The sequence below is a fragment of the Methylobacterium sp. AC433 genome (assembly GCF_979253015.1).
This window is the reverse complement of record NZ_CEEDBN010000029.1, coordinates 1-21,397: the sequence shown is the minus strand read 5'-3', so window position 1 is coordinate 21,397 and position 21,397 is coordinate 1. Positions and strand designations below refer to the sequence as shown.

21 protein-coding genes and 1 riboswitch are annotated in these 21,397 nt (G+C 70.4%); of the genes, 14 read left to right on the top strand and 7 right to left on the bottom strand.

Translation table 11 applies throughout. The annotated features are described in order from the left end of the window. Positions 1–20 precede the first annotated feature (20 nt). On the top strand, positions 21–233 hold the full coding sequence (locus tag AC0IWM_RS23185; RefSeq protein ID WP_055950709.1) for a DUF3126 family protein: 213 nt from the start codon (positions 21–23) through the stop codon (positions 231–233). A gap of 140 nt (positions 234–373) precedes the next feature. Next, a complete protein-coding gene (locus AC0IWM_RS23180) occupies positions 374–703 on the top strand; it encodes a DUF6949 family protein (RefSeq protein WP_471758956.1) in 330 nt (109 codons plus the stop codon). Between the two features lie 109 nt (positions 704–812). On the opposite strand, the gene AC0IWM_RS23175 is transcribed toward AC0IWM_RS23180, so the two are convergent. Together AC0IWM_RS23175 and AC0IWM_RS23170 are read right to left on the bottom strand one after the other, a co-directional pair. Next, entirely contained in the window at positions 813–1,499 is a 687-nt protein-coding gene (locus AC0IWM_RS23175) for a transglutaminase-like cysteine peptidase (RefSeq protein WP_471758954.1), read from the bottom strand. Positions 1,500–1,698: 199 nt separating this feature from the next. Continuing rightward, positions 1,699–2,325: a transglutaminase-like cysteine peptidase gene (locus AC0IWM_RS23170; RefSeq protein ID WP_471758952.1), complete on the bottom strand. Its 627-nt coding sequence runs from the start codon at positions 2,323–2,325 to the stop codon at positions 1,699–1,701. A 333-nt stretch (positions 2,326–2,658) separates the two neighbouring features. Between AC0IWM_RS23170 and argS the strand changes: the two genes are divergently transcribed. From argS to tatC, 6 genes are all read left to right on the top strand, one after another. After that, entirely contained in the window at positions 2,659–4,407 is a 1,749-nt protein-coding gene (gene argS, locus AC0IWM_RS23165; protein WP_471758950.1) for an arginine--tRNA ligase, read from the top strand. Between the two features lie 30 nt (positions 4,408–4,437). Further along, positions 4,438–5,904 carry an SPOR domain-containing protein gene (locus tag AC0IWM_RS23160; RefSeq protein ID WP_471758948.1) on the top strand — a complete coding sequence of 489 codons (1,467 nt, stop codon included), beginning with the start codon at positions 4,438–4,440 and terminating at the stop codon, positions 5,902–5,904. Between the two features lie 250 nt (positions 5,905–6,154). Beyond that, a complete protein-coding gene (nagZ, locus tag AC0IWM_RS23155; protein WP_471758946.1) occupies positions 6,155–7,162 on the top strand; it encodes a beta-N-acetylhexosaminidase in 1,008 nt (335 codons plus the stop codon). 225 nt (positions 7,163–7,387) lie between these two features. Then, on the top strand, positions 7,388–7,645 hold the full coding sequence (locus AC0IWM_RS23150) for a twin-arginine translocase TatA/TatE family subunit (protein WP_056468142.1): 258 nt from the start codon (positions 7,388–7,390) through the stop codon (positions 7,643–7,645). A gap of 117 nt (positions 7,646–7,762) precedes the next feature. Next, on the top strand, positions 7,763–8,338 hold the full coding sequence (tatB, locus tag AC0IWM_RS23145; protein WP_471758944.1) for a Sec-independent protein translocase protein TatB: 576 nt from the start codon (positions 7,763–7,765) through the stop codon (positions 8,336–8,338). Beyond that, positions 8,335–9,135 carry a twin-arginine translocase subunit TatC gene (gene tatC, locus AC0IWM_RS23140; protein ID WP_471758942.1) on the top strand — a complete coding sequence of 267 codons (801 nt, stop codon included), beginning with the start codon at positions 8,335–8,337 and terminating at the stop codon, positions 9,133–9,135. The genes tatB and tatC overlap by 4 nt, the downstream gene beginning before the upstream one ends. Before the next feature lie 10 nt (positions 9,136–9,145). On the opposite strand, the gene AC0IWM_RS23135 is transcribed toward tatC, so the two are convergent. Next, positions 9,146–9,898, bottom strand: coding sequence for a lysophospholipid acyltransferase family protein (locus AC0IWM_RS23135; protein WP_471758940.1), 753 nt, complete (start codon positions 9,896–9,898; stop codon positions 9,146–9,148). 160 nt (positions 9,899–10,058) lie between these two features. Here AC0IWM_RS23135 and xth point away from each other — a divergent pair, with 160 nt between their 5' ends. The 3 genes from xth (at position 10,059) to AC0IWM_RS23120 (ending at position 12,872) form a co-directional block, all read left to right on the top strand. Next, positions 10,059–10,868, top strand: coding sequence for an exodeoxyribonuclease III (gene xth / locus AC0IWM_RS23130; RefSeq protein ID WP_471758938.1), 810 nt, complete (start codon positions 10,059–10,061; stop codon positions 10,866–10,868). A gap of 76 nt (positions 10,869–10,944) precedes the next feature. Continuing rightward, the gene (locus AC0IWM_RS23125; RefSeq protein WP_471758936.1) at positions 10,945–12,192 is read left to right on the top strand and encodes a BtaA family protein; all 1,248 of its coding nucleotides are present in this window, start codon (positions 10,945–10,947) and stop codon (positions 12,190–12,192) included. A gap of 26 nt (positions 12,193–12,218) precedes the next feature. Beyond that, the gene (locus AC0IWM_RS23120; protein WP_471758968.1) at positions 12,219–12,872 is read left to right on the top strand and encodes a class I SAM-dependent methyltransferase; all 654 of its coding nucleotides are present in this window, start codon (positions 12,219–12,221) and stop codon (positions 12,870–12,872) included. Between the two features lie 191 nt (positions 12,873–13,063). On the opposite strand, the gene AC0IWM_RS23115 is transcribed toward AC0IWM_RS23120, so the two are convergent. Continuing rightward, complete coding sequence (locus AC0IWM_RS23115) at positions 13,064–14,536, bottom strand: amino acid permease (RefSeq protein ID WP_471758934.1); 1,473 nt, start codon at positions 14,534–14,536, stop codon at positions 13,064–13,066. 154 nt (positions 14,537–14,690) lie between these two features. Beyond that, positions 14,691–14,803: riboswitch (SAM-I-IV-variant riboswitch) on the top strand. A 64-nt stretch (positions 14,804–14,867) separates the two neighbouring features. Between AC0IWM_RS23115 and AC0IWM_RS23110 the strand changes: the two genes are divergently transcribed. The 3 genes from AC0IWM_RS23110 (at position 14,868) to pnp (ending at position 18,801) form a co-directional block, all read left to right on the top strand. Next, positions 14,868–15,923 carry a threonine aldolase family protein gene (locus AC0IWM_RS23110; RefSeq protein ID WP_471758932.1) on the top strand — a complete coding sequence of 352 codons (1,056 nt, stop codon included), beginning with the start codon at positions 14,868–14,870 and terminating at the stop codon, positions 15,921–15,923. A 230-nt stretch (positions 15,924–16,153) separates the two neighbouring features. Further along, positions 16,154–16,423, top strand: a complete 270-nt coding sequence (gene rpsO, locus AC0IWM_RS23105) for a 30S ribosomal protein S15 (RefSeq protein WP_055950756.1) — start codon at positions 16,154–16,156, stop codon at positions 16,421–16,423. A gap of 206 nt (positions 16,424–16,629) precedes the next feature. Then, entirely contained in the window at positions 16,630–18,801 is a 2,172-nt protein-coding gene (pnp, locus tag AC0IWM_RS23100) for a polyribonucleotide nucleotidyltransferase (protein WP_056468169.1), read from the top strand. A gap of 161 nt (positions 18,802–18,962) precedes the next feature. On the opposite strand, the gene phnN is transcribed toward pnp, so the two are convergent. The 3 genes from phnN to phnL are packed head-to-tail and all read right to left on the bottom strand — an operon-like array spanning position 18,963 to position 21,375. After that, the gene (phnN, locus tag AC0IWM_RS23095; protein ID WP_471758930.1) at positions 18,963–19,499 is read right to left on the bottom strand and encodes a phosphonate metabolism protein/1,5-bisphosphokinase (PRPP-forming) PhnN; all 537 of its coding nucleotides are present in this window, start codon (positions 19,497–19,499) and stop codon (positions 18,963–18,965) included. Beyond that, positions 19,499–20,656: an alpha-D-ribose 1-methylphosphonate 5-triphosphate diphosphatase gene (locus AC0IWM_RS23090; RefSeq protein WP_471758928.1), complete on the bottom strand. Its 1,158-nt coding sequence runs from the start codon at positions 20,654–20,656 to the stop codon at positions 19,499–19,501. The genes phnN and AC0IWM_RS23090 overlap by 1 nt, the downstream gene beginning before the upstream one ends. 23 nt (positions 20,657–20,679) lie before the next feature. Further along, on the bottom strand, positions 20,680–21,375 hold the full coding sequence (gene phnL / locus AC0IWM_RS23085) for a phosphonate C-P lyase system protein PhnL (protein WP_471758966.1): 696 nt from the start codon (positions 21,373–21,375) through the stop codon (positions 20,680–20,682). Positions 21,376–21,397 lie beyond the last annotated feature (22 nt).

Genomic DNA, 21,397 nt, shown 5'->3' with positions numbered 1-21,397 from the left:
GAACGCGAGAGGCGATCAGCGTGAACAAGACCGACATTGTGAAGGTGCAGGACTACCTCCGCCGGACCTTCGCCAACACCAACATCCGCCTCGTTCCCCGTCCGAAGAAGGACGATTCGGCCGAGGTCTATATCGGCGAGGAGTTCCTCGGCGTGGTCTCGGTGGACGACGAGGACGGCGACCGCTCGTTCAACTTCGCCATGGCGATCCTGGACATCGACCTCGAGGATTGAGGGCTCCCCTGCCGCGGGGCCGTCCGGCCGCACCAGCCTGTGCGCGGATTTAACCCTGACGGCAGGAAACCCTTAACGTTTCGTAAACGACGCGGCACACTGCGCATCACATCGCCTCTCGATGGTGGAGCGTACGCGTCATGACACTCAGCCCCTCGGCCCTCGACTCCCTGCAGACACTCTGCGTCGGCCTCGCCCTCTCGGGCCTTCTCGCCAGCGCCTTCGAGCTGTTCACGGAGCGCCGCGCGAGCTTCAGCCTGCTCGAGCGCGGCGGCGTCACGGCCGTGGCGGCTCTGCCGATGCTGGCCTTCGGTGCGCCCTTCATCATCCTGCGCAACACCGTGCGCGGACGCCGGCTGGAGCGCCGCCCGATCCCGTTCGTGATGATCGCCACGATGATCGCTTGCGGCTGGAGCCTGATGTCGGGCCGCGTTGCCCTCGACCTTGCCTACATGATCGCGGGCGTCTGAGAGGCCTTCGCGCCTCTGGAGGGGAGCGCACCAAGTCGCCGGATCGCCGCGGCCAGTGGGCCGTGCCCCGGGGCAGCCCTCCTTTGGGCCTCGCCCCGATGCGCCGCTTTCAGCGGTTTGCGGTGGCCACCGGCGAGGCGCCGCCGTTCAGGGTGACCCAGGCGAGACCGTCCTGGCCCTCACGCTTGATGAAGGTGTAGCCGGTGCGCGGGCCGGATAAGACCGCATTGGTCTTGTTGTCGAGGATCAGGTCCCCGCGATCGGTCCGGACCATCAGCACCGCGTGTCCCTCCCCGATCTCGTCGATGACCACGGTCATGCGCAGGGCGCGGCGCGGCAGGCCGCGCTCCACCAGCATTCGGCGCTTCAGGAGCTGGTAATCCTCGCAGTCGCCGAAGCCGTCGTCGGGATAGTCCCAGCGATCGACCACGCCCCAGTGAGCCAAGTCGGTGATCGGCTTGATCCGGGCGTTGACCCGACGATTGACGCGGCTGAGGAGGTCGCGGATGCGCGGCGTCAGGGTGATGACGGCAGGCTGCGTCGTATCGACCGTGCACTCGCCGGGCATCCGGGCGCAGAAGGCGGTCCAGGCGGCGACGGGTCGAGCCGGAACGCCCTCCTCGAGCGCCGGGGCATCGGGCAGGGCGGCCACGGTCTGAGCCTCGGTGCTGGCACCGCCGATCAGCAGGATGGTACCGACGAGACCGAGCTGCGCGGTGCGGGCGAGGCGTCGCCAGAAGGCGCCGCGCTCCCCGTGCGGCAGTCCCTCGACGCTTCGCAGTATCGCGTGCCGCATGCCGGTCGCCCTGCCATTCCCTGGTGGAGCGCCAAGGTTTACACGGGAACGATCCAGGCTCAATCGGAAAGTTAAACCCGCGTTAACGCGCGGGCATAGGCATTGGTTCCACACCGGCTCTGCAACACGAAACGATGTTTCTGTCTCGCGCCTTGCTCTCCGCACAGCCGGTGCGCTCGAGCCCGCTCCCCCTGCGCCCTCAGCGGTTGGCGGTGGTGACGGGCGAGGTGACTCCGCCAAGCGAGACCCATGCCACCGTATCGGCCGACTCGCGCTTGATGAAGACGTAACCGGTCCGGTACCAGGCCAGCACCTCGGTGGTCTTGTTGTCGAGGATAAAGTCGCCGCGGTCGGTCACCAGGGTCAGCACGGCGTGCCCCTCGCCCTTCTCGTCGATCACGACCGTCATCCGCATCGCCCGGCGCGGCAGGCCGGCCTCGGCCAGGAGCTTGCGCTTGAGGAGCTGATAATCTTCGCAATCGCCCGAGCCGTCCTCGGCGAGATCCCAGCGGTCCGGCACGCCCCAGTGCTCCTGGTCGGTCACGGCGACAAGGGACTTGTTCACCCGACGGTTGACCGACACGATGGTGTTCCAGTTCGCCGGGGTGAGGGCGATGCGGTTCGGCTCGTTGGCGTCGATCGCGCATTCGGCGGCATAGCGCTGGCAGAAGGCGGCCCAGGCAGGCAGCGGCCGGGCCTCGGCCAGCGTCAACGCCGCGGGAGTGGGTGTGGGCAGGGCGGCCAGGGTCTGGGCCTGCGACGCGCCGGTCGTCAGCGCGGCGAGTACCGCGAGCAAGATCAGCGCAATCGTCTTCGTCCGGTCCATGGCGGCGTCCTCACGTCCTATGCCGCCAGGGTGCCGCTCCGGGACCTGTTCTGCGCTGAAATCGATCCGCGCAATTTTATCGATCCGCAGGCGGGATCGCGGCTCTCGCGCGACAGGCCGAATGGGCGGTCTCGGCGATGTCGCGAAACGGCGCGATCACGCCAACGGGCCGGTAACCGTGCTCGGAGAGAAGGCCTTTACGAAGCGGGGCGAGTGGGTCCGCCGTGACACCCGGGAGCGCCCTTGCTATGCCGCGGCCTGGGCGAGGGGGCGGAGCGTTCCCCGCGGGACGGATGTCCCCGCCGAGCCCCCGACACGGAATTTTACGGCACCATGAACATCTTCGCCACCTTCGAGGCCCGCGTGCGCGGCGCCGTGCAGGCCCTCATCCAATCCGTGCAGCTGCCCGAGGGGCTCGACCTCGCTCGCGTTGTGGTGGAGCCGCCGCGCGATGCGAGCCACGGCGACCTCGCCACCAACGCCGCGCTGGTACTGGCCAAGGAGGCGAAGACAAATCCGAAGGCCCTGGGCGAGACATTGGCCGCAGCCCTGCGCGCGGACCCGGACGTGGCGGAGGCCAGCGTCGCCGGCCCCGGCTTCATCAACCTCCGACTGGCCCCGGGCATCTTCCACGGCGTCGTCCGGGCGGCGCTCGCCGAGGGCGAAGCCTACGGGCGCGGCGCCATGGCGGGGGGACGGGTCAATATCGAGTACGTCTCGGCCAACCCCACCGGCCCGATGCATGTGGGCCACGGGCGCGGCGCGGTGTTCGGCGACGCCCTGGCCAACCTCCTCGTGGCGGCTGGGCGCGACGTGACGCGCGAGTACTACATCAACGATGCCGGCGCGCAGGTCGACGTACTCGCCCGCTCGGCCTTCCTGCGCTACCGCGAGGCCCTGGGCGAGCCCGTCGGCCCGGTACCGGAGGGGCTTTATCCGGGCGACTACCTCGTGCCGGTGGGCACCCGGCTGGCCGAGATCCACGGGCGCGCCCTCCTCGATCAGCCCGAGGCCGAATGGCTCCCCACGGTGCGGGCCTTCGCCATCGCGGCGATGATGGACCTGATCCGGGACGACCTCGCACGCCTCGGCATCCATCACGACGTCTTCTTCTCCGAAGCCACTCTCAAGGCGGAGGTGCCGGTCCTGCTGGCGGAGCTTCGCGGGAAGGGCCTCGTCTACGAAGGGCGCCTGCCGCCGCCCAAGGGCCAGTTGCCCGACGACTGGGAGGACCGCGAGCAGACCCTGTTCCGCACGATGGAATTCGGCGACGACGTCGACCGACCGCTGCTCAAATCGGACGGCTCCTTCACCTACTTCGCTTCCGACATCGCGTATCACCGGACCAAGATCGCCCGCGGCGCCACCGACCTCATCGACGTGCTCGGTGCCGATCACGGCGGCTACGTGAAGCGCATGCAGGCCGCCGTGAAGGCGGTCAGCGACGGCCGCGCCACCCTCGACGTGAAGCTGTGCCAGCTCGTACGGCTGCTGCGCGCGGGCGAGCCCGTGAAGATGTCGAAGCGCGCCGGCGAGTTCATCACCCTGCGCGAGGTCGTCGACGAGGTCGGGCGCGATCCCGTGCGCTTCATGATGCTCTACAGGAAGAACGACGCCACCCTCGATTTCGACCTCGCCAAGGTGGTGGAGCAGTCGAAGGAGAACCCGGTCTTCTACGTGCAGTATGCCCATGCGCGGTGCGTCTCGGTGTTCCGCCAGGCCGCGCAAGCGATGCCGGACGAGGACTTCTCCCGTGCCAGCCTGCTCGGCGAGGCGGACCTGCCGCTGCTCACCGACCCGAGCGAAGTCGAGGTCATGCGACTCGTCGCGCAATATCCCCGCGTCATCGAGGCAGCGGCGACCGCGCATGAACCGCACCGGGTGGCGTTCTACCTCTACGAACTGGCCTCGTCTCTGCATGGTTTGTGGAACAAAGGCAAAGACTTGCCGCAATTACGGTTTATTAATCCTGACGACCGAAACTCCACACGGGCCCGATTGGCCCTCGTTGAGGCTCTGCGAGGCGTCGTCGCCTCCGGCCTCGCGGTGTTGGGCGTCACCGCGCCGGACGAAATGCGGTGAGGTGATCTCGGCGTGAAGAGGGATGCTGCCATGACGACGAACGCTTCGCGGGCGACGGTCGATTTCGACGCCTTTGCGCGGGATCTGCAGCAGCCTCCGGCGCCGGCCCCGGTTCCTGTCCAGGCTCCCGCTCCGGTCCAGGCTCCGGGCGCGGCCAAGGCCGACCCCCTGGCTGAACTCGCCCGCATCGTCGGACAGGACGATCCGTTCCGAGCCCTGCTCCAGGCCCGCGATGCACGGACCGATGCGGCCGCGCGCGGCCGCATCGAGCCGAGTTTCGTCGATGCACCGGCCCAGGCCCGAACCCAGTCCTATGCCCAGGCACCGGCCCATCAGGCCGCGCCTCACCCGGTCTCGCCCACAGACGCCTTCGACCAATACCTCGCATCCGTCGACAACGGCGCCTATGCCGACGCACAGAGCGGGTATCCGGACCCGAACGCGGCCGAATTCGCCCCCAACGACGCCGACGACCGCGTCCGCCCCCTCGAACGGCCGCGCAAGCGCAGCCGCCTCGTATCGGTGGGTGCCGGCCTCAGCGTCCTCGCTCTCTGCGTCACCGGCGCCCTGGCCTGGCGCGGCCTGCACGGCCATTCCGGCACCGGCGGCGGCGTCCCCACGATCCTAGCCGACACCGCGCCCCTGAAGATTGCGCCTCAGAAATCCGACGGCGTCGAGATTCCCGACCAGAACAAGCAGATCTACGAGCGCGCAGCCAAGGACGGCCAGATCCGGATCGTCAATCGCGAGGAGCAGCCTCTCGACGTGGCCCAGGCCGCCCGTGCGGCCCTCGGGAGCGGCGAGGGTGGGGCGACCCCCGGCAGTGCCGCGCCGACGGCCGCGACGGCGCCTGCCCAGCAGGGCGGTCTTGCCGATTCCCTCGGTGAGCCTCGCCGGGTCCGCACGGTCTCGGTCAAGCCCGATACCCCGCCGCCCCCGCCGCAGCGCGAGGCCTCCGCCGAGGCGACGGCGACGCCGACTTCGGTGATCCCGACCATGACCCTGCCGGGTGCATCCGGCGATGGCGCCGCGGCCGGCCCGTCCCTGCGCCAGCGCGCGAGCCGGCTGCCGCCACCCGTGGCGACAATTCCGGTGGCCGAGGCGCCCGCCGCGACGCCGCAGGAGCCAGCCCCGGCCCCGGCTCCGCGCGTCAAGGCGCCGCAGCGCGTCGCCGCCGTGGCACCCGAGGCGACATCCGCCATCGCCGCGCCGCCGCCCGTGACGGCAGCGCCCGCTGCCGCAGCGTCCGGCGGTGGTGGCGGCTACGCCGTCCAGCTCGGCGTTCGTACCAGCGAGAGCGAAGCCCAGGCCGCCTTCCGTCAGATGCAGGGCAAGTACAGCCAGCTTTCCGGCCAGCCCGCCCTGATCCGTCAGGCCGAGGTGAACGGCAAGACGATCTACCGCGTCCGCGTCGGACCCCTCGGCAAGGCCGAGGCGGCCAGCCTCTGCACCCAGCTCCAGGGCGCCGGCGGCCAGTGCTTCGTGGCCAAGAACTGAGGTCCGGCAACAGAGACCGGGAGCCTCAGGCCGCCCGGTCACGCCGCCGGCAGACCAATTGGACGCGTTCGGAGGCGGATCGCCCTGTGGCCACAGCGCCACGCGCCCGCGTTCCCGTACGCGTCCCATTCCGTTCGATGTCGTCCGGCCCCATCCTGCTCCGGTAGGCATCGGGTCGATTCGTCGGCAAACCCGTCTCGACTCCCGCCCCGCCGCGCCGGCTCAACCCTCCGAGGACGCGTCCCCGATCATGACCTCCCGTGCCCTCATCCTCGGTTGCGCCGGCAAGACCCTCTCGGCGCAAGAGGCCGCCTTTTTCCGGGACGTGGCGCCGTGGGGCTTCATCCTGTTCAAGCGCAACATCGGCACGCCCGACGAGGTCCGGGCGCTCACCGACGCGCTGCGGGCCACGGTGGGCCGCACGGACGCCCCGATCCTCATCGACCAGGAGGGCGGCCGGGTACAGCGCATGGGGCCGCCCCACTGGCCGGCCTATCCGGCGGGTCGCCGCTTCGGCGGCCTCAACGGCTCGGCCGCGACCATCGCGCATCTCGGAGCCCGGCTGATGGCCCACGACCTCGCCAGCGTCGGCATCAACGTCGACTGCGCCCCCGTCCTCGACGTGCCGGTGGCCGGCGCCCACGACGTGATCGGCGATCGCGCCTACGCCACCGCACCTGATCGGGTGGCCGAGATCGGCCGGGCCGTCGCCGAGGGCCTGATGCAGGGCGGGGTTCTGCCGGTGATGAAGCACATCCCCGGCCACGGCCGCGCCGGCTGCGACAGTCACAAAGGTCTGCCCGTGGTCGAGGCGGACCTCGCCACCCTGAGCGGCCAGGACTTCGTGCCGTTCCGTGCGCTCGCCGACCTGCCGATGGCCATGAGCGCCCACGTCGTCCTGACCGCCCTCGACCCGGCCCATCCGGCGACGCAGTCGGCCATCGTGATCCGTGACATCATCCGAGGCACCATCGGCTTCGACGGCCTTCTGATGACCGACGACCTCTCGATGCACGCCCTTCAGGGGACGTTCCGCGCCCGCACCGAGGCGTGCTTCGCCGCCGGGATCGATGTCGGACTGCACTGCAACGGCGACCCGGACGAGATGCGCGGCGTCGCCGAGGGGGCGCCTGTCCTGGCCGGCGCGGCCCTGCGCCGGGCCGAAGCAGCCCTGGCCCGCCTGCCCGCCGGGCCGGACGCCTTCGACGTTCACGAGGCCCGCGCTCGCTTCGAGGCCGCCCTGTCCCTGGCCGCCTGAGTTCTTGGCCGCCTGAACGCCAGCGCCGGATCGGGCGACAAGGGCGCGGGACTGGTCTATGAACCGGCGGCGGGCCGGAACTTGCATGCCCGCGATGCGGCGATCGGAACGGAGCGCGCGTCACCCGCACTTCTTGTGCTCGGGGTGCCCGATCCTTAGGTTCGCCCTCAATCGACACACGAGACGGCGCCGCGCAGTGTTCTGGCTGCGGCGCGGGAGGTTGCCATGGGCAGCATGAGTATCTGGCACTGGATCATCGTCGCCGGCATCGTGATGCTGCTGTTCGGCCGCGGGAAGATCTCGGACCTGATGGGCGACGTCGCCAAGGGCATCAAGGCCTTCAAGAAGGGGATGGCCGAGGACGAGGCGCCGACCACCACGGCCGTGCCGCCGCCGAGCGCAGGCGAGCCGGTGCGCACGCTACCCCACCAGGGCGAGCCCGCCACCGCCAACACGGTGTCGGCCGACCGCAAGGTCGTCTGATCCGCCACACGAGAATGGGGCGCTGCGGCCGATCGCGGGTCTGGCGCACGGCGCCGCGACCTGCCATGGGCAGCGCGCCGTTGATGGGCGGCGCACGGTCGCGGGACAGTCGACACCATGTTTGACATGAGTTGGGGCGAGGTGATGCTGATCGGCGGCGTCGCCCTCATCGTCATCGGCCCAAAGGATCTGCCGAAGGCCCTGCGCACGGTCGGCCAGATCACGGGCAAGATGCGCCGCATGGCCGGCGAGTTCCAGTCGCAGTTCAACGAGGCGATCCGCGAGGCGGAGTTCGACGAGATTCGCCGCGAGGTGGACGGGGTCAAGCGCTCGGCGAGCACGATGGGACCGACCTTCAACCCGGTGCAGACCATTCGCGACGAGCTGAAGGGCGCGGTTGACGGCCGGGTCGAGACGAAGACCACGCCCTCACCGGCCCAAGGTCTCGCCAACGTCGCCGATCAGCTGGCCGAGCGGGACAACACGATCCAGGCTCCGCCCGAGCACGACGCGCACGCGGCCGGCCCGGTGGAATCGTTGCCCGACCTGCCGCCGCACCCGCTGCCGGATGCTCCCGCACCGGCGACCCATGCCTGGACCGCCGAACCGCCGGTCGCCCCCGCCGACCCGACTCACACCGCGTCGCCTCGTCCCGAGACGCCGGCCAAACCCCAGCTTGATTCCGGCCGATGATCAACGAGACCGACGAAGCCGAGATCGAAGCCTCGCGGGCCCCGCTCCTCGACCATCTCATCGAATTGCGATCGCGGCTGATCAAGTCGCTGGCCGCCTTCGTGGTGATGTTCTTCGGGTGCTTCTTTTTTTCGCGGCACATCTACAACATTCTCGTCTACCCCTACGTCTCCGTGGTGGGCGTCGAGAACGCCAAGCTGATCGCGACGCATTTCCTCGAGCAGGTGTTCACCAACATCAAGCTCAGCGTGTTCGGTGCCGGCTTCCTGGCCTTCCCGGTCATCGCGACGCAGATCTACGCCTTCGTGGCCCCGGGCCTCTATCGTAACGAGCGCCAGGCCTTCCTGCCGTACCTCATCGCCACGCCGATCTTCTTCATCCTCGGCGCCCTGGTGGTGTTCTTCCTGGCGATGCCGCTGCTCATCCAGTTCTCGGTCTCGCTGCAGCAGATCGGGCAACCGGGCGAGGCGACGATCGCCCTCCTGCCGAAGGTGGACGAGTACCTTTCGCTCATCATGACGCTGATCTTCGCCTTCGGCATCGCCTTCCAGCTGCCGGTGATCCTGACCCTGCTCGGGCAGATCGGTGTGATCGACACGGCGTTCCTGCGCGAGAAGCGCCGCTACGCCATCGTCCTCGTCTTCGTGGCCGCCGCCGTGCTGACGCCTCCGGACGTGATCTCGCAGCTCTCCCTCGCGATCCCGATGCTGCTGCTCTACGAGGCCTCGATCTTCTCGGTGGCCCGCGTCGAGCGCCGCCGGGCCACCCAGCGCAAGGCCGAGGGGCTCGACGCGTAGGACCCGGCCCCTACGAGGCCTCGACCCGCAGCGCCGGGGCCACCGGCGCAGCGGGGTCACGCCAGCGATTCAGCTCGGCGTCGATCGCACCTTGCGTCCCGCGCATGAACTCGGCGCCGCTCAGGCCCGGGGGCAGGGGAGGCAGGTAGCTCACCGTGACGGCGCCGGGCCGGTGGCGGGCGCCGCCGTGGGGCCAGTACAGGCCGGAATTCACCGCCACAGGCAGCACGGAGAGGCCGAGCTTGGCATAGAGCAGCTCGACCCCGCGCTTGAACTGGACCGGCTCGGCGATGCCGCCGCGAGTGCCTTCCGGAAACATCAGCACCGAGCGCCCCTGCGCGATCGCCGCACGGCTCTCGTCGATCATCACCCGCAGGGCCTGAGTGCCGTTGGCCCGGTCGATGATGATCATTGGCGAGCGGCGCAGGAACCAGCCGACGATCGGGATCGCCACCAGCTCGCGCTTGGCCACGATGGCGACGTTCGGCACCAGCACGAGGAAGGCCAGGGTCTCCCAGGCCGACTGGTGGTTGGCCACGATGAGGCAGGGCTCGGATGGGATGCGGGCGCGTCCCTCCTCGACGTAGGTGAGCCCGACGATGCGGGCGAGGCCGAATAGGATGCCGCGCGACCACAGGCGGGTGAAGGCGCGGATGGGTCGCGCGGGCGCGCCCAGCAGGGCGAGCACTGCCAGCGGTACGATGAACAGGGCGGTCCAGCCGGCCCAGTAGGCGTTGAAGAGCGCGGAACGGATGCGCGACACGGTGACGATCCCTCGATCTCGCCCAGGGTCCGCACGGATCGCGACCCCCCAGCGCAGCATTTCCCGGCGACGGGCGCGGCGATCCGGTTTATGCCGGCCCGCCGCGCCGACGCGCGCACGATCCTTTAAACATTTTCCAGTTTCACGCGAGCCGAACGCCGTGCGCCTCACCATCACCACTTGGAACATCAACTCGGTGCGCCTGCGCATCGACTCGGTCCTGCGCTTTCTCGCCGAGGCGCAGCCGGACGTGCTCTGCCTGCAGGAGACGAAATGCCCGGATGACGCGTTTCCCCTCAAGGCCCTGCGCGGCTCAGGCTACGAGCACGTCGTGTTCGCCGGCCAGAAAGGCTACAACGGCGTCGCGATCCTCTCGCGCTTTCCCCTCCTCACGCGCGACGTGATGGCGTTCTGCGAACGCCAGGACGCCCGCCACATCTCGGCGGCGCTGGGGCCGGAGGCGGGGAAGGCGGCCGGAATCGTGCTGCACGATTTCTACGTGCCGGCCGGCGGCGACGTGCCCGACCGCGGCCTCAACCCGAAATTCGCGCACAAGCTCGACTTCCTCGATGAACTGCGCGCCTGGGGCGGGCGGCGGGTCACGGGACCGGCGATCCTGGTGGGCGACCTCAACGTGGCGCCGCTCGAACACGACGTCTGGTCGCACAAGCAGCTCCTCGATGTGGTGAGCCACACCCCCGTCGAGACCGAGCGCCTCGAGACCTTGCGGGGCGAGGCGGGCTGGGTCGACACCGCCCGCCTGCTCGTGCCGGAGCCGGAGAAGATCTACACGTGGTGGAGCTACCGCTCCCCAGACTGGGCCGCCGCCAACAAGGGGCGCCGCCTCGACCATGCCTGGGTCTCTTCCGACCTCGCCGGTACGGTCCGCGACGTCACCGTGGCCCGCCACGCGCGCGGCTGGGAGCGCCCCTCCGACCACGCGCCGGTGACGCTGACCCTGGAACTCTGAGGGCTGTCACCGGCCGGTCATGCACGAGGCGTAGGGGCGGCGTCCATCATCCCCGATGGACAGCCCGAGAGCCCGCATGAACCCCGCAGCACGGGCGGTCCGCCGCGAAACCAGCCTCGGCCTGACCCAGGCCGTGCATCGCAGCAGCGCCCTGTCCCGCGCCGGCCTGTCCGAACGGCTCTTCACCCTGGCCTTCAGCGGGCTGGTCTATCCCCAGATCTGGGAGGATCCGGCGGTCGACCTGGAGGCCCTGGCGCTGGGGCCGGAGGACCACGTCGTCGCGATCGCGTCGGGCAGTTGCAACGTCCTCTCCTACCTCACCGCCGGTCCGGCACGGATCAGCGCGGTCGACCTCAACGGGGCACATATCGCCCTCGGGCGCCTGAAGCTCGCGGCCCTGACCCGGTTGCCGGATTCGGCGGCCTATCTGCACTTCTTCGGGCGCGCCGACACGACCGACAACATCGCCGCCTACGATGCGCGGATCGCACCGCATCTCGACGCCTCCGCACGAGCGTACTGGGAGGCCCGGCGCCTCGATGGACACCGGCGCATCGCCGCCTTCTCGGAGAACGTCTTCCGGCACGGCCTTCTTGGACGCTTCCTCGGAACCGGGCACCGGCTGGCGCGGCTCTACGGCTGCGATCTTTCCGCCGTTCTCAAGGCCCGTGACCGGGCCGAGCAGCGGACCCTGTTCGATGCCCATGTGGCGCCGCTGTTCGAGAAGCGCCTCGTGCGCTGGCTGATCCGGCGCCCGGCCTCCCTCTACGGCCTCGGGATCCCTCCGGCCCAGTACCGCGCCCTCGCCAAGGACCACCCGGGCGGCATGGTCGACGTGCTGCGCCACCGCCTGGAGCGCCTTGCCTGCGACTTCGACCTCGCCGACAACTACTTCGCCTGGCAGGCTTTCGGGCGCGGCTACGCGCCGGGCTCCGACGCCGCCCTGCCGCCCTACCTCCAGCCGCGCCACTTCGAGACCCTGCGGGCTCGGGCCGGACGCGTGAGCTATCGCCAGCAATCGATGACGGCGTTCCTGGCCGCCAGCCCCGACCGGAGTGCGGATGCCTACGTGCTCCTCGACGCGCAGGACTGGATGAGCGACGCCGACCTGACCGCCCTGTGGACCGAGATCACCCGCACCGCCCGGCCGGGCGCCCGGGTCATCTTCCGCACGGCCGCCGACGAGCGCTGCCTGCCGGGCCGGGTGCCGGACGGGATCCTGGACGCCTGGGACTATGCCGAGGCCGAGAGCCGCGCAGGACAGGCCCGCGACCGCTCGGCCATCTACGGCGGCTTCCATCTCTACCGCCTGCGTGCCGCGTGAGCGACGCCGCGCAGGCGATGGACCGGATGTACCGGCGCCAGCGCCACCTCTACGACGCCAGCCGCAAGTTCTATCTCCTCGGGCGTGACCGGGCGATCGCGCAACTCGACGTGCCTGCGGCCGGCGCGGTGCTGGAGATCGGCTGCGGCACCGGACGCAACCTCGTGCGCATCGCCCGAACCTACCCGGAGGTCGCGTGCTACGGCCTCGACGTTTCGGCGGCGATGCTCGCCACGGCCGCGCGCAGCGTCGTGCGCGCCGGGCTCGAGCCCCGCATTCGCCTCGCGCGCGGGGACGCCACGGACTTCGATCCGGAGGCCCTGTTCGGGCGGGCAAGCTTCGACCGGATCGTGATCTCCTACGCCCTGTCGATGATCCCGCCGTGGGAGCGGGTCCTGGCCGAGGCCGCGGGACACCTCGCGCCGGGCGGCCGCCTCCATGTGGTGGATTTCGGCGATCAGGCGGGCCTGCCTTGGCCTGCCCGCAATCTCCTCAACCGATGGCTCGCCGCCTTCGCGGTGACCCCGCGTGCAGCCCTGCCGCAGGCGGTCGCGGCCGTAGCCTCCGCCTCGGACGCAGAGGCGCGGGTGTCCCAGCGTTTCCGCGGCTACTGCGTGCACGCGGTGATCACGCGCCGGGGCGGCGCAGTACCGTACCGGCGCCAGCAGATCGCAGATTGATTCAGCCGACTCCGGAACGCCCGGGCGCGGCCTCGCATTGGGTTTCCGACATGGCGGCCGCCAGGCTGCCTACCGCAACCGGAGGTCTCACCATGCGCAAGCTCCTCGTCGCCTTCCTGCTCCCGAAGCTCGTCTCCTACCTGCGCCGGCGCTATTCCGGCCGCCCGAGCCCGCGCCACTATTCCTGAGCGTCAGCGCGCCGGGCTCTCCTGCAGGCCCGGCGCACCCATCCGGCGCAGCCGCGCCGCCCTTCGGCCGTAGCCGAAATAGATCGCCAGCCCCAGAGCGAGCCACAGGGCGAGCCGCAGCCAGGTGTCCCCGGGCAGGCCGAGCATCAGCCCGAGGCAGGACAGGATACCGAGGATCGGGACCACCGGCATGCCCGGCACCCGGAAAGGCCGGGGGTGCCCCGGATCGGTCCGGCGCAGGACTAGCACGGCGGTGCAGATCACCATGAAGGCGAAGAGGGTGCCGATGCTCACCAGTTCGCCGAGGAGATCGATCGGCACCAGGCCCGCCACCAGGGCCGTCACCGCACCGATGGTGGCCTGGCTGGTCGCCGGGGTGCGGAAGCGGGGATGCACCCGGGCGAAGGCCGGCGGCAACAGCCCGTCGCGCGCCATCGCGTAGAAGATCCGCGCCTGCCCGTAGAGGGCCGCGAGCGCCGCCGTCGTGAGACCGAGGATCGCCCCGATCTTGATCGCTACCGAGAAGGCGCCGAGCCCGATCACCTCCACCGCCTTGGCGATGGGATCGGGCACGTCGAGCGCCCGATAGGGGACGAGGCCGGTGAGCACCGCCGCCACCGCCACGTAGAGCAGGGTGCTGATGCCCAGCGAGCCCAGGAGCCCGATCGGCGCGTCGCGCTGGGGCCGGCGCGTCTCGCCGGCCGCCGTCGAGATCGTCTCGAAGCCGATGAAGGCGAAGAACACCACGCCCGCCCCGCGCAGCACTCCGCTCCAGCCGAACTCGCCGAAGGAGCCGGTGTTTTCCGGCACCAAGGGCGACCACAGGCCCGGGTCCACGTGGGCGCCGCCGATGCCCACGAAGGCCAGGATGATCGCGACCTTGATCGCCACCATCACGGCGTTCACCCGCGTCGATTCGCGGTTTCCGCGCATCAGCAGCAGGGTCAGCACGCCGATGATGGCGGCCGCCGGAAGGTCGAACCACGCAGTGGCCCCGCCGGGCAGGGCGCTGAAGGGGGCCGCCGTGAGAAATGGGGGCAGGTGGAAGCCGACACTGCCGAGGAGCGAGCGGGCATAGCCCGACCAGCCCACCGCCACGGTGGCGGCGCTCATGGCGTATTCGAGGACGAGATCCCAGCCGATGATCCAGGCGCAGACTTCACCCAGGGTTGCGTACGCATAGGTGTAGGTGCTGCCCGGGGCCGGCACCATGGCGGCAAGCTCGGCGTAGCAGAGGGCGACGAACCCGCAGGCGATGCCGCCGAGCACGAAGGACAGGGTCAGGCCCGGGCCGGCATAGTGCGCCGCCGCCGTGCCGGTCAGGACGAAGATGCCCGCCCCGATGGTCGCCCCGACACCGAGGGCCACGAGGTCGAAGGCCGAGAGGGACCGCGGCAGCTGCGCCGCCTCGCCACTCTCAGCGGCGGCCAAGATGTCGGCGACGGATTTGCGCGCGGTGAGGCTGTTGCCCGTCATCGGCCGAACCTTCGCATGGGAGCGGATCGCGCACCAACCGGCGCAAGTCCCACGCCAGAGGTTCCGCCGGGGTCATCCCACATCGAACCGGGGCCGCCCGGCCGGGCGGCAACCTATCCGCGTTGTCAGCCAGTCGCCCCTCTGATAGGAAGTCGGCCAGCATCAAGAGTCGGGGCGATCCCTGACGCCAACCTGCTCTCCCGGGCAAGGTGGCACCCTCCGGCAAACGGCGGGGATGTGGCCGGACCGGCAACCAAACGGGCTTCGCCATATCTTCGTTTCGGTCGGTCCCTGCGTTCCTGATGCGCGCCGTGCCAGACGAGAGCGAGCCATGCCCCCCGAGCCCCAGCAATTCGCGAGCGACAACTACGCCGGTATCTGCCCCGAGGCCTGGCGCGCGATGGAGGCGGCCAACAGCGGCTCGGTACCGGCCTATGGCGAGGATCCCTGGACGAAGCGGGCGGCCGACACCTTCCGGAGCCTGTTCGAAACGGAGGCCGCGGAGGTGTTCTTCGCCTTCAACGGCACGGCCGCCAACGCCCTGGCGCTGGCCTCTCTCTGCCAATCCTACCACAGCGTCATCTGCTCGGCCTCGGCCCATGTCGAGACCGACGAGTGCGGCGCCCCCGAGTTCTTCTCGAACGGCTCGAAGCTCCTCGTGGTGGCGAGCCCCGACGGCAAGCTGAATCCGGCCCTGATCCGCGGCGTCGCCACGGGGCGGTCGGACATCCACTTCCCGAAGCCCCGGGTGGTGACGATCACCCAGCCCACCGAGACGGGCCAACTCTACAGCCTCGCCGAAATCGGTGCCATCGCCGCCACCTGCCGGGATCTCGGCCTGCGCCTCCACATGGACGGCGCGCGCTTCGCCAATGCCTGCGCCAGCCTCGGCTGCAGCCCCGCCGACATGACCTGGAAGGCGGGCGTCGACCTCCTCTGTTTCGGCGGCACCAAGAACGGCATGGCCGCGGGTGAGGCGATCCTGTTCTTCGATGCCGCGCTGGCCGAGGATTTCGGCTACCGCTGCAAGCAGGCGGGGCAGCTCGCCTCGAAGATGCGCTTCCTCTCGGCACCCTGGGTCGGCGTGCTGGAGGATGGGGCCTGGCTGCGCCATGCGGCCCACGCCAACGGCTGCGCCCAGCGTCTCGCCGCAGCCGTGTCGGACGTGCACGCCTTCGCGCTGATGTTTCCGGTGGAGGCCAACGCGGTGTTCCTGCGCGCCGCGCCCGAGCACCTCGAGGCCCTGCGCGCCCGAGGCTGGCGCTTCTACACCTTCATCGGCGGCGGTGCCCGCTTCATGTTCGCCTGGGATTCGGATCCGGCCCGAATCGACGCGCTGGCCAGGGACATCCGCGCGGTGGCCGGCACCGAGGCCGCTGCGGCCTGAACCACCTTGCCAAGCACCGGGCAGGTGGCCGCGACACCCCGAGGGCTGGCGTCGGGGCAGGTTTCGTGTATGGTCCGCGCCGCTCCGACCCGTGCGAACGGGGCCGGGGCACAAGCTGCTTGTGGACTTGACCGTGCTGGACGACATCCCGGCACCGGCCATCCACGAGCGTGGCGCGGCCCTCGCGACGAGGCCGCCCTTTCCGAAAACCCGTACCGAAAGGCACTGCGATGTCGATCACGGCAGAGCGCAAGACCGCGCTCATCAAGGAATACGCGACCGGCGGCAAGGACACCGGTTCTCCGGAGGTCCAGGTGGCGATCCTCACCGAGCGGATCACCAACCTCACCGGCCACTTCAAGACCCACGGCAAGGACAACCATTCCCGCCGCGGCCTCCTGAAGATGGTCTCGCAGCGCCGCTCGCTGCTCGACTACGTCAAGCGCAAGGACGAGGCCCGCTACCGCAGCCTCATCGAGCGTCTCGGCATCCGCCGCTAAGCACGGCGTTCACGCGGTTCCGGGCCCGGCCCGGGGCCGCGTTTCGACAGTTCGGGCTGCCGGAATGGGTCCGGCCACCCGAAGACCCGGGCGACTTGAAGGCGGATGCGTCGGGGACAGGATCGCAGGGGGCGCAGCGCGCGGCGCCCCCTGCCATCTTGCCCCTGACGGCGCCGGGTTCGCCCGACCGCAGGAAGGTGAGACATATGTTCGATATCCAACGCGAAGAGCTGATGTGGGGCGACCGCAAGCTCGTCCTCGAGACGGGCAAGGTCGCCCGCCAGGCCGACGGCGCCGTGATGGCGACCTATGGCGAGACCTCGGTGCTCGCCACCGTCGTGTCCGCCAAGGAGCCCAAGGCCGGAATCGATTTCCTGCCCCTCACCGTGAACTACCAGGAGCGCGCCTACGCCGCCGGCCGCATCCCCGGGGGGTATTTCAAGCGCGAGGGCCGTCCGTCCGAGAAGGAGACCCTGGTCTCCCGCCTCATCGACCGTCCGATCCGCCCCCTCTTCATCGAGGGCTGGCGCAACGACACCCAGGTCGTCGTCACCGTCCTGACCCACGACCTCGAGAACGATCCCGACATCCTCGCGATGGTGGCGGCCTCCGCCGCCCTGACGCTCTCGGGCGTGCCCTTCATGGGCCCGATCGGCGCCGCCCGCGTCGGCTACGCCAACGGCCAGTACAGCCTGAATCCGCTGGTCGCCGACCTCGAAGCCTCCTCCCTCGACCTCGTCGTCGCCGGCACCCAGGACGCCGTCCTGATGGTCGAGTCCGAGGCCAAGGAGCTGAGCGAAGAGGTTCTGCTCGGCGCCGTGATGTTCGGCCACAAGCACTTCCAGCCGGTCATCGAGGCGATCATCCGACTCGCCGAGAAGGCCGCCAAGGAGCCCCGTAACTTCTCCGCGCCCGAGAACGGCGACGTGGAGGCCGCGGTGCTGGAGGTCTGCGAGTCCGACCTGCGCGCCGCCTACAAGAACACCGTCAAGCAGGAGCGCTACGCCGCCGTCGACGCCGTGAAGGCGAAGGTGATGGCTGCCCTTTGCCCCGCCGAGGGCGAGGCCCGCTTCCCGGCGGAGAAGGTCAAGGCCGCGTTCAAGGAAGCCCAGTCGAAGGTCGTGCGCTGGAACATCCTCGACACCGGCTCGCGCATCGACGGCCGCGACGTGCGCACCGTGCGACCGATCGAATCCCAGGTCGGCGTGCTGCCCCGCGCCCATGGCTCCTCGCTGTTCACCCGCGGCGAGACCCAGGCCCTCGTGGTCGCCACCCTGGGCACCGGGGAGGACGAGCAGTTCATCGACGCGCTGGAAGGCACCTACAAGGAGACCTTCCTGCTGCACTACAACTTCCCTCCATACTCGGTGGGCGAGACCGGCCGCATGGGCTCCCCGGGGCGCCGCGAGATCGGCCACGGCAAGCTCGCCTGGCGTGCCGTGCACCCCGTGCTGCCGCCGGCCCACGAGTTCCCGTACACGATCCGCGTCGTGTCCGAGATCACTGAGTCGAACGGCTCCTCCTCGATGGCTTCCGTCTGCGGCGCCTCGCTGTCGCTGATGGATGCGGGCGTGCCCCTGCGCCGTCCGGTGGCGGGCATCGCCATGGGCCTCATCCTCGAGGGTGAGCGCTACGCCGTGCTGTCTGACATCCTCGGCGACGAGGACCACCTTGGCGACATGGACTTCAAGGTGGCGGGCACGGAAGCCGGCATCACCTCGCTGCAGATGGACATCAAGATCGCGGGCATCACCGAGGAGATCATGAAGGTCGCCCTGCATCAGGCGCAGGAAGGCCGCGTCCACATCCTGGGCGAGATGGCGAAGGCGCTCACCGACGCCCGTCCCGAGCTCGGCGAGTACGCACCGCGCATCGAGACCATGCAGATCCCCACCGACAAGATCCGGGAAGTGATCGGCACCGGCGGCAAGGTGATCCGCGAGATCGTCGAGAAGACCGGCGCCAAGATCAACATCGACGACACCGGCACGGTGAAGATCGCCTCCAGCGACGGCAAGGCCATCAAGGCGGCCTACAACTGGATCCGCTCGATCGTGGCGGAAGCCGAGCCGGGCATGATCTATGACGGCACCGTCGTGAAGACGATGGAGTTCGGCGCCTTCGTGAACTTCTTCGGCGCCAAGGACGGCCTCGTCCACATCTCGGAGCTCGCCGCCGCGCGGGTCGCCAAGGTGACGGACGTCGTCAAGGAAGGCCAGAAGGTCAAGGTGAAGTTCCTCGGCCAGGACGACCGCGGCAAGATCCGCCTCTCGATGAAGGTTGTCGACCAGGAGACCGGCGAGGACATCACCGAGAAGCTCAAGGCCGAGCGCAACGCCGAGCAGGACCGCGCCCGCGGACCCCGCCAGGAGGCGTGAGCCGCACGCCTTGGCCGGGCGCGCGAGCGCCCGGCCGAACGGTCGAAACGTGAAGAGCGCGGTCCCGACGGGGCCGCGCTCTTCGCGTTTGAGTCCTGTCGGTCGGGTCTTGTCGTCTACGCTCTGCTGCGTCCCGGGACCGGCCCTGGTCGACCGAAGGCTCAGGCGGCCCGTTTCCGCAGATGCGCGACCAAGACGGCGGCGGCACTGTCCGGGTCGCGATCATTCCAGATCGTGCACTCGGCTTCGACCGGCACGACGCGATCGAGGCGGGTGCGCAGGTCGCCGTCCTCGGGCCGGGCGCGGGCGGCAAGACGGCGGGCCAGCACCTCCGGCGCGGCCGTGATGGTGACGACGCCGACATTCGGCAGGGTCTCGCGGGCCTGCGCCACGATCCGCCGGGAGACGTTGCAGATCACCACCCGCCCGGACCGCGCCTCGTCCAGCATCGCGCCGGGAATCGCGTAGCCGAGGCCGTGCGCCCGCCAGTGCAGGGCGAAGGCACCGGCGGCGGCTCCCTCGGCGAAGGCCTCCTCCGTGAGCGCGACGTTGTCCTCGTGGGCCGAGGGTGCCCGGGTCACGAGGCGGCGGGGGAAGACGAAGCGCGGGCCCGGGCCGAGCGCATCCCGGGCCAGCCGCAGCAGGGTGTCCTTGCCGGCCCCGCTGGGGCCGACCACGAGGACGAAGCCGCCGGGCATCACACCACCCGCTCGCCGGCCCGCCAGACCTGGCGCACCACGGGCACGCCGCGGGCGAGTCGGACGCGGACGAGGTCGGCGCGCAGGCCCGGTTCCAGCCGGCCGCGATCGGTCAGGCCGGTGGCGCGGGCGGGGTTGGCCGTCACGGTGGCGATGGCCTCCGGCAGGGTGATGCCGGGGACGCGCTCGGGCAGCCCGAAGGCCGCCATCATCAGGCTCGCCGGCACGTAGTCCGAGGACAGGATGCTGAGGGTCCCGGCCTCCGCCAGGGTGTGGGCCGCGACGTTACCGGAATGCGAGCCGCCCCGGATCAGGTTCGGCGCGCCCATCATCACGGTGATACCGGCCGCGTGCGAGGCCTCGGCCGCCTCCAGGGTGGTGGGGAATTCGGCCAGCACCACCGCTTCGTCCCGCGACAGCGCGACATCCTCCAGGGTGGTGTCGTCGTGGCTGGCGAGCGGAATGCCGCGGGCGTGCGCGAGCGCCACCAGGGCGGGACGGTTCACCGCGTTGAGGGCGCGGCCGTCGCGCATCTTGCGCGCGGTGCTTTGCTTGATCTCCTCCAGGGAACGGCCGCCGCGCCCGGCATACACGTAGTACTTGTCGACGTCGCGGAACTGGCGCTGTCCCGGCGTGTGGTCCATCAGCGACAGCAGGCCGACGGCGTAGCGCTCGGCGAAGGCCTGCACGGTCTCGACCACGTCGGTCGAGGGGATCTCGCAGCGCAGGTGCGTGCGGTGCTCGGCCCGGAACAGGCCGGCCTCCTGGGCCTCCGCCAGGGCGGCGGCGAGCAGGTTGAGCTCGGTGCCGAGGCCGCTGCCGTCCGGGTCGGTGCCGGCGCGCAGCGAATCGAACACCGTGGTGATGCCGGACGCCGCGATCTGCGCGTCGTAGGCCAGCACCGCCCCGAGAGGATGCCAGCGCACGCCGGGGCGCGGGGCGTAGTGGCTCTCCAGGTGGTCGGTGTGGAGCTCGACGAGGCCCGGGATGAGGGTGTCGCCGGCGCAGTCGAGGCCGCGCTCGGGGGCACGCCCGGTGCCGATCTCGGCGATGCGCCCGTCGACGATTGCGAGCCAGCCGTCCTCGACCCGGTCGGGCAGGACGAGGCGCGCGTTCTCGAGGATCTCGACCCGGTCCATCGTGCTCCGTTCCCGCATGGCCGCCTGTTCCCGATCCCGAATCATGCCGCCAGCGCCCCGCGGAAGGCCGAGACGTCGACGATGCGCGTCGCCACCGCCTCGCGCACGTCCGCGTCGTGGAAGATGCCGAGGATGGCGGTGCCGGCGGCCCGCTTCTCGGCGATGAGGTCCACCACCACGGCGCGGTTCCGTGCGTCGAGGGAGGCGGTGGGCTCGTCCATGAGCAGGATCGGCCGGTCTGCGATGAGGCCCCGGGCGACGTTCACCCGCTGCTGCTCGCCCCCCGAGAAGGTGGCGGGCGGGAGCGCCCACAGGCGCTCGGGCAGGTTGAGGCGGGCCAGCAGGTCGGCCGCCCGGGTCCGGGCCGCCGCGGGGGCGAGGCCGCCCTCGATTCCGGCGGCCTCCACCACGGCGCGGGCACCCACGCGAGGGATCACCCGGAGGAACTGCGAGACGTAGGCGAGGGTGGTGCGGCGCAGCGCCAGGATCTCGCGCGGGGCGGCCGTGGCGAGGTCGACGAGGCGGGCTCCGTCGCGGACCCGGATCGCCCCGGCGGCGCAGCGGTAATGGCCGTAGGCCATCTTCAGCAGGGAGGACTTGCCCGCGCCGGAGGCGCCGCCGAGCACGACGCATTCGCCCGGATGGACCGCCAGGGTGGCGCCGGCGATGACCGGCAGCACGGCGCCGCCGCGCAGGTGCAGGGTGAAGCTCTTGGCCACGTCCTCGAAGGCCAGCAGGGGAGGGAGGAGGGGAGGGAGG

Coding starts and splice junctions, on each gene's coding strand:
- tatC (WP_471758942.1), top strand. CDS start 8,335: ATGATCAACGAGACCGACGAAGCCGAGATCGAAGCCTCGCGGGCCCCG.
- AC0IWM_RS23160 (WP_471758948.1), top strand. CDS start 4,438: ATGACGACGAACGCTTCGCGGGCGACGGTCGATTTCGACGCCTTTGCG.
- rpsO (WP_055950756.1), top strand. CDS start 16,154: ATGTCGATCACGGCAGAGCGCAAGACCGCGCTCATCAAGGAATACGCG.
- AC0IWM_RS23115 (WP_471758934.1), bottom strand. CDS start 14,536: ATGACGGGCAACAGCCTCACCGCGCGCAAATCCGTCGCCGACATCTTG.
- AC0IWM_RS23120 (WP_471758968.1), top strand. CDS start 12,219: ATGTACCGGCGCCAGCGCCACCTCTACGACGCCAGCCGCAAGTTCTAT.
- AC0IWM_RS23125 (WP_471758936.1), top strand. CDS start 10,945: ATGAACCCCGCAGCACGGGCGGTCCGCCGCGAAACCAGCCTCGGCCTG.
- AC0IWM_RS23150 (WP_056468142.1), top strand. CDS start 7,388: ATGGGCAGCATGAGTATCTGGCACTGGATCATCGTCGCCGGCATCGTG.
- AC0IWM_RS23180 (WP_471758956.1), top strand. CDS start 374: ATGACACTCAGCCCCTCGGCCCTCGACTCCCTGCAGACACTCTGCGTC.
- AC0IWM_RS23090 (WP_471758928.1), bottom strand. CDS start 20,656: ATGCGGGAACGGAGCACGATGGACCGGGTCGAGATCCTCGAGAACGCG.
- nagZ (WP_471758946.1), top strand. CDS start 6,155: ATGACCTCCCGTGCCCTCATCCTCGGTTGCGCCGGCAAGACCCTCTCG.
- tatB (WP_471758944.1), top strand. CDS start 7,763: ATGTTTGACATGAGTTGGGGCGAGGTGATGCTGATCGGCGGCGTCGCC.
- pnp (WP_056468169.1), top strand. CDS start 16,630: ATGTTCGATATCCAACGCGAAGAGCTGATGTGGGGCGACCGCAAGCTC.
- argS (WP_471758950.1), top strand. CDS start 2,659: ATGAACATCTTCGCCACCTTCGAGGCCCGCGTGCGCGGCGCCGTGCAG.
- AC0IWM_RS23175 (WP_471758954.1), bottom strand. CDS start 1,499: ATGCGGCACGCGATACTGCGAAGCGTCGAGGGACTGCCGCACGGGGAG.
- AC0IWM_RS23170 (WP_471758952.1), bottom strand. CDS start 2,325: ATGGACCGGACGAAGACGATTGCGCTGATCTTGCTCGCGGTACTCGCC.
- AC0IWM_RS23110 (WP_471758932.1), top strand. CDS start 14,868: ATGCCCCCCGAGCCCCAGCAATTCGCGAGCGACAACTACGCCGGTATC.
- phnN (WP_471758930.1), bottom strand. CDS start 19,499: ATGCCCGGCGGCTTCGTCCTCGTGGTCGGCCCCAGCGGGGCCGGCAAG.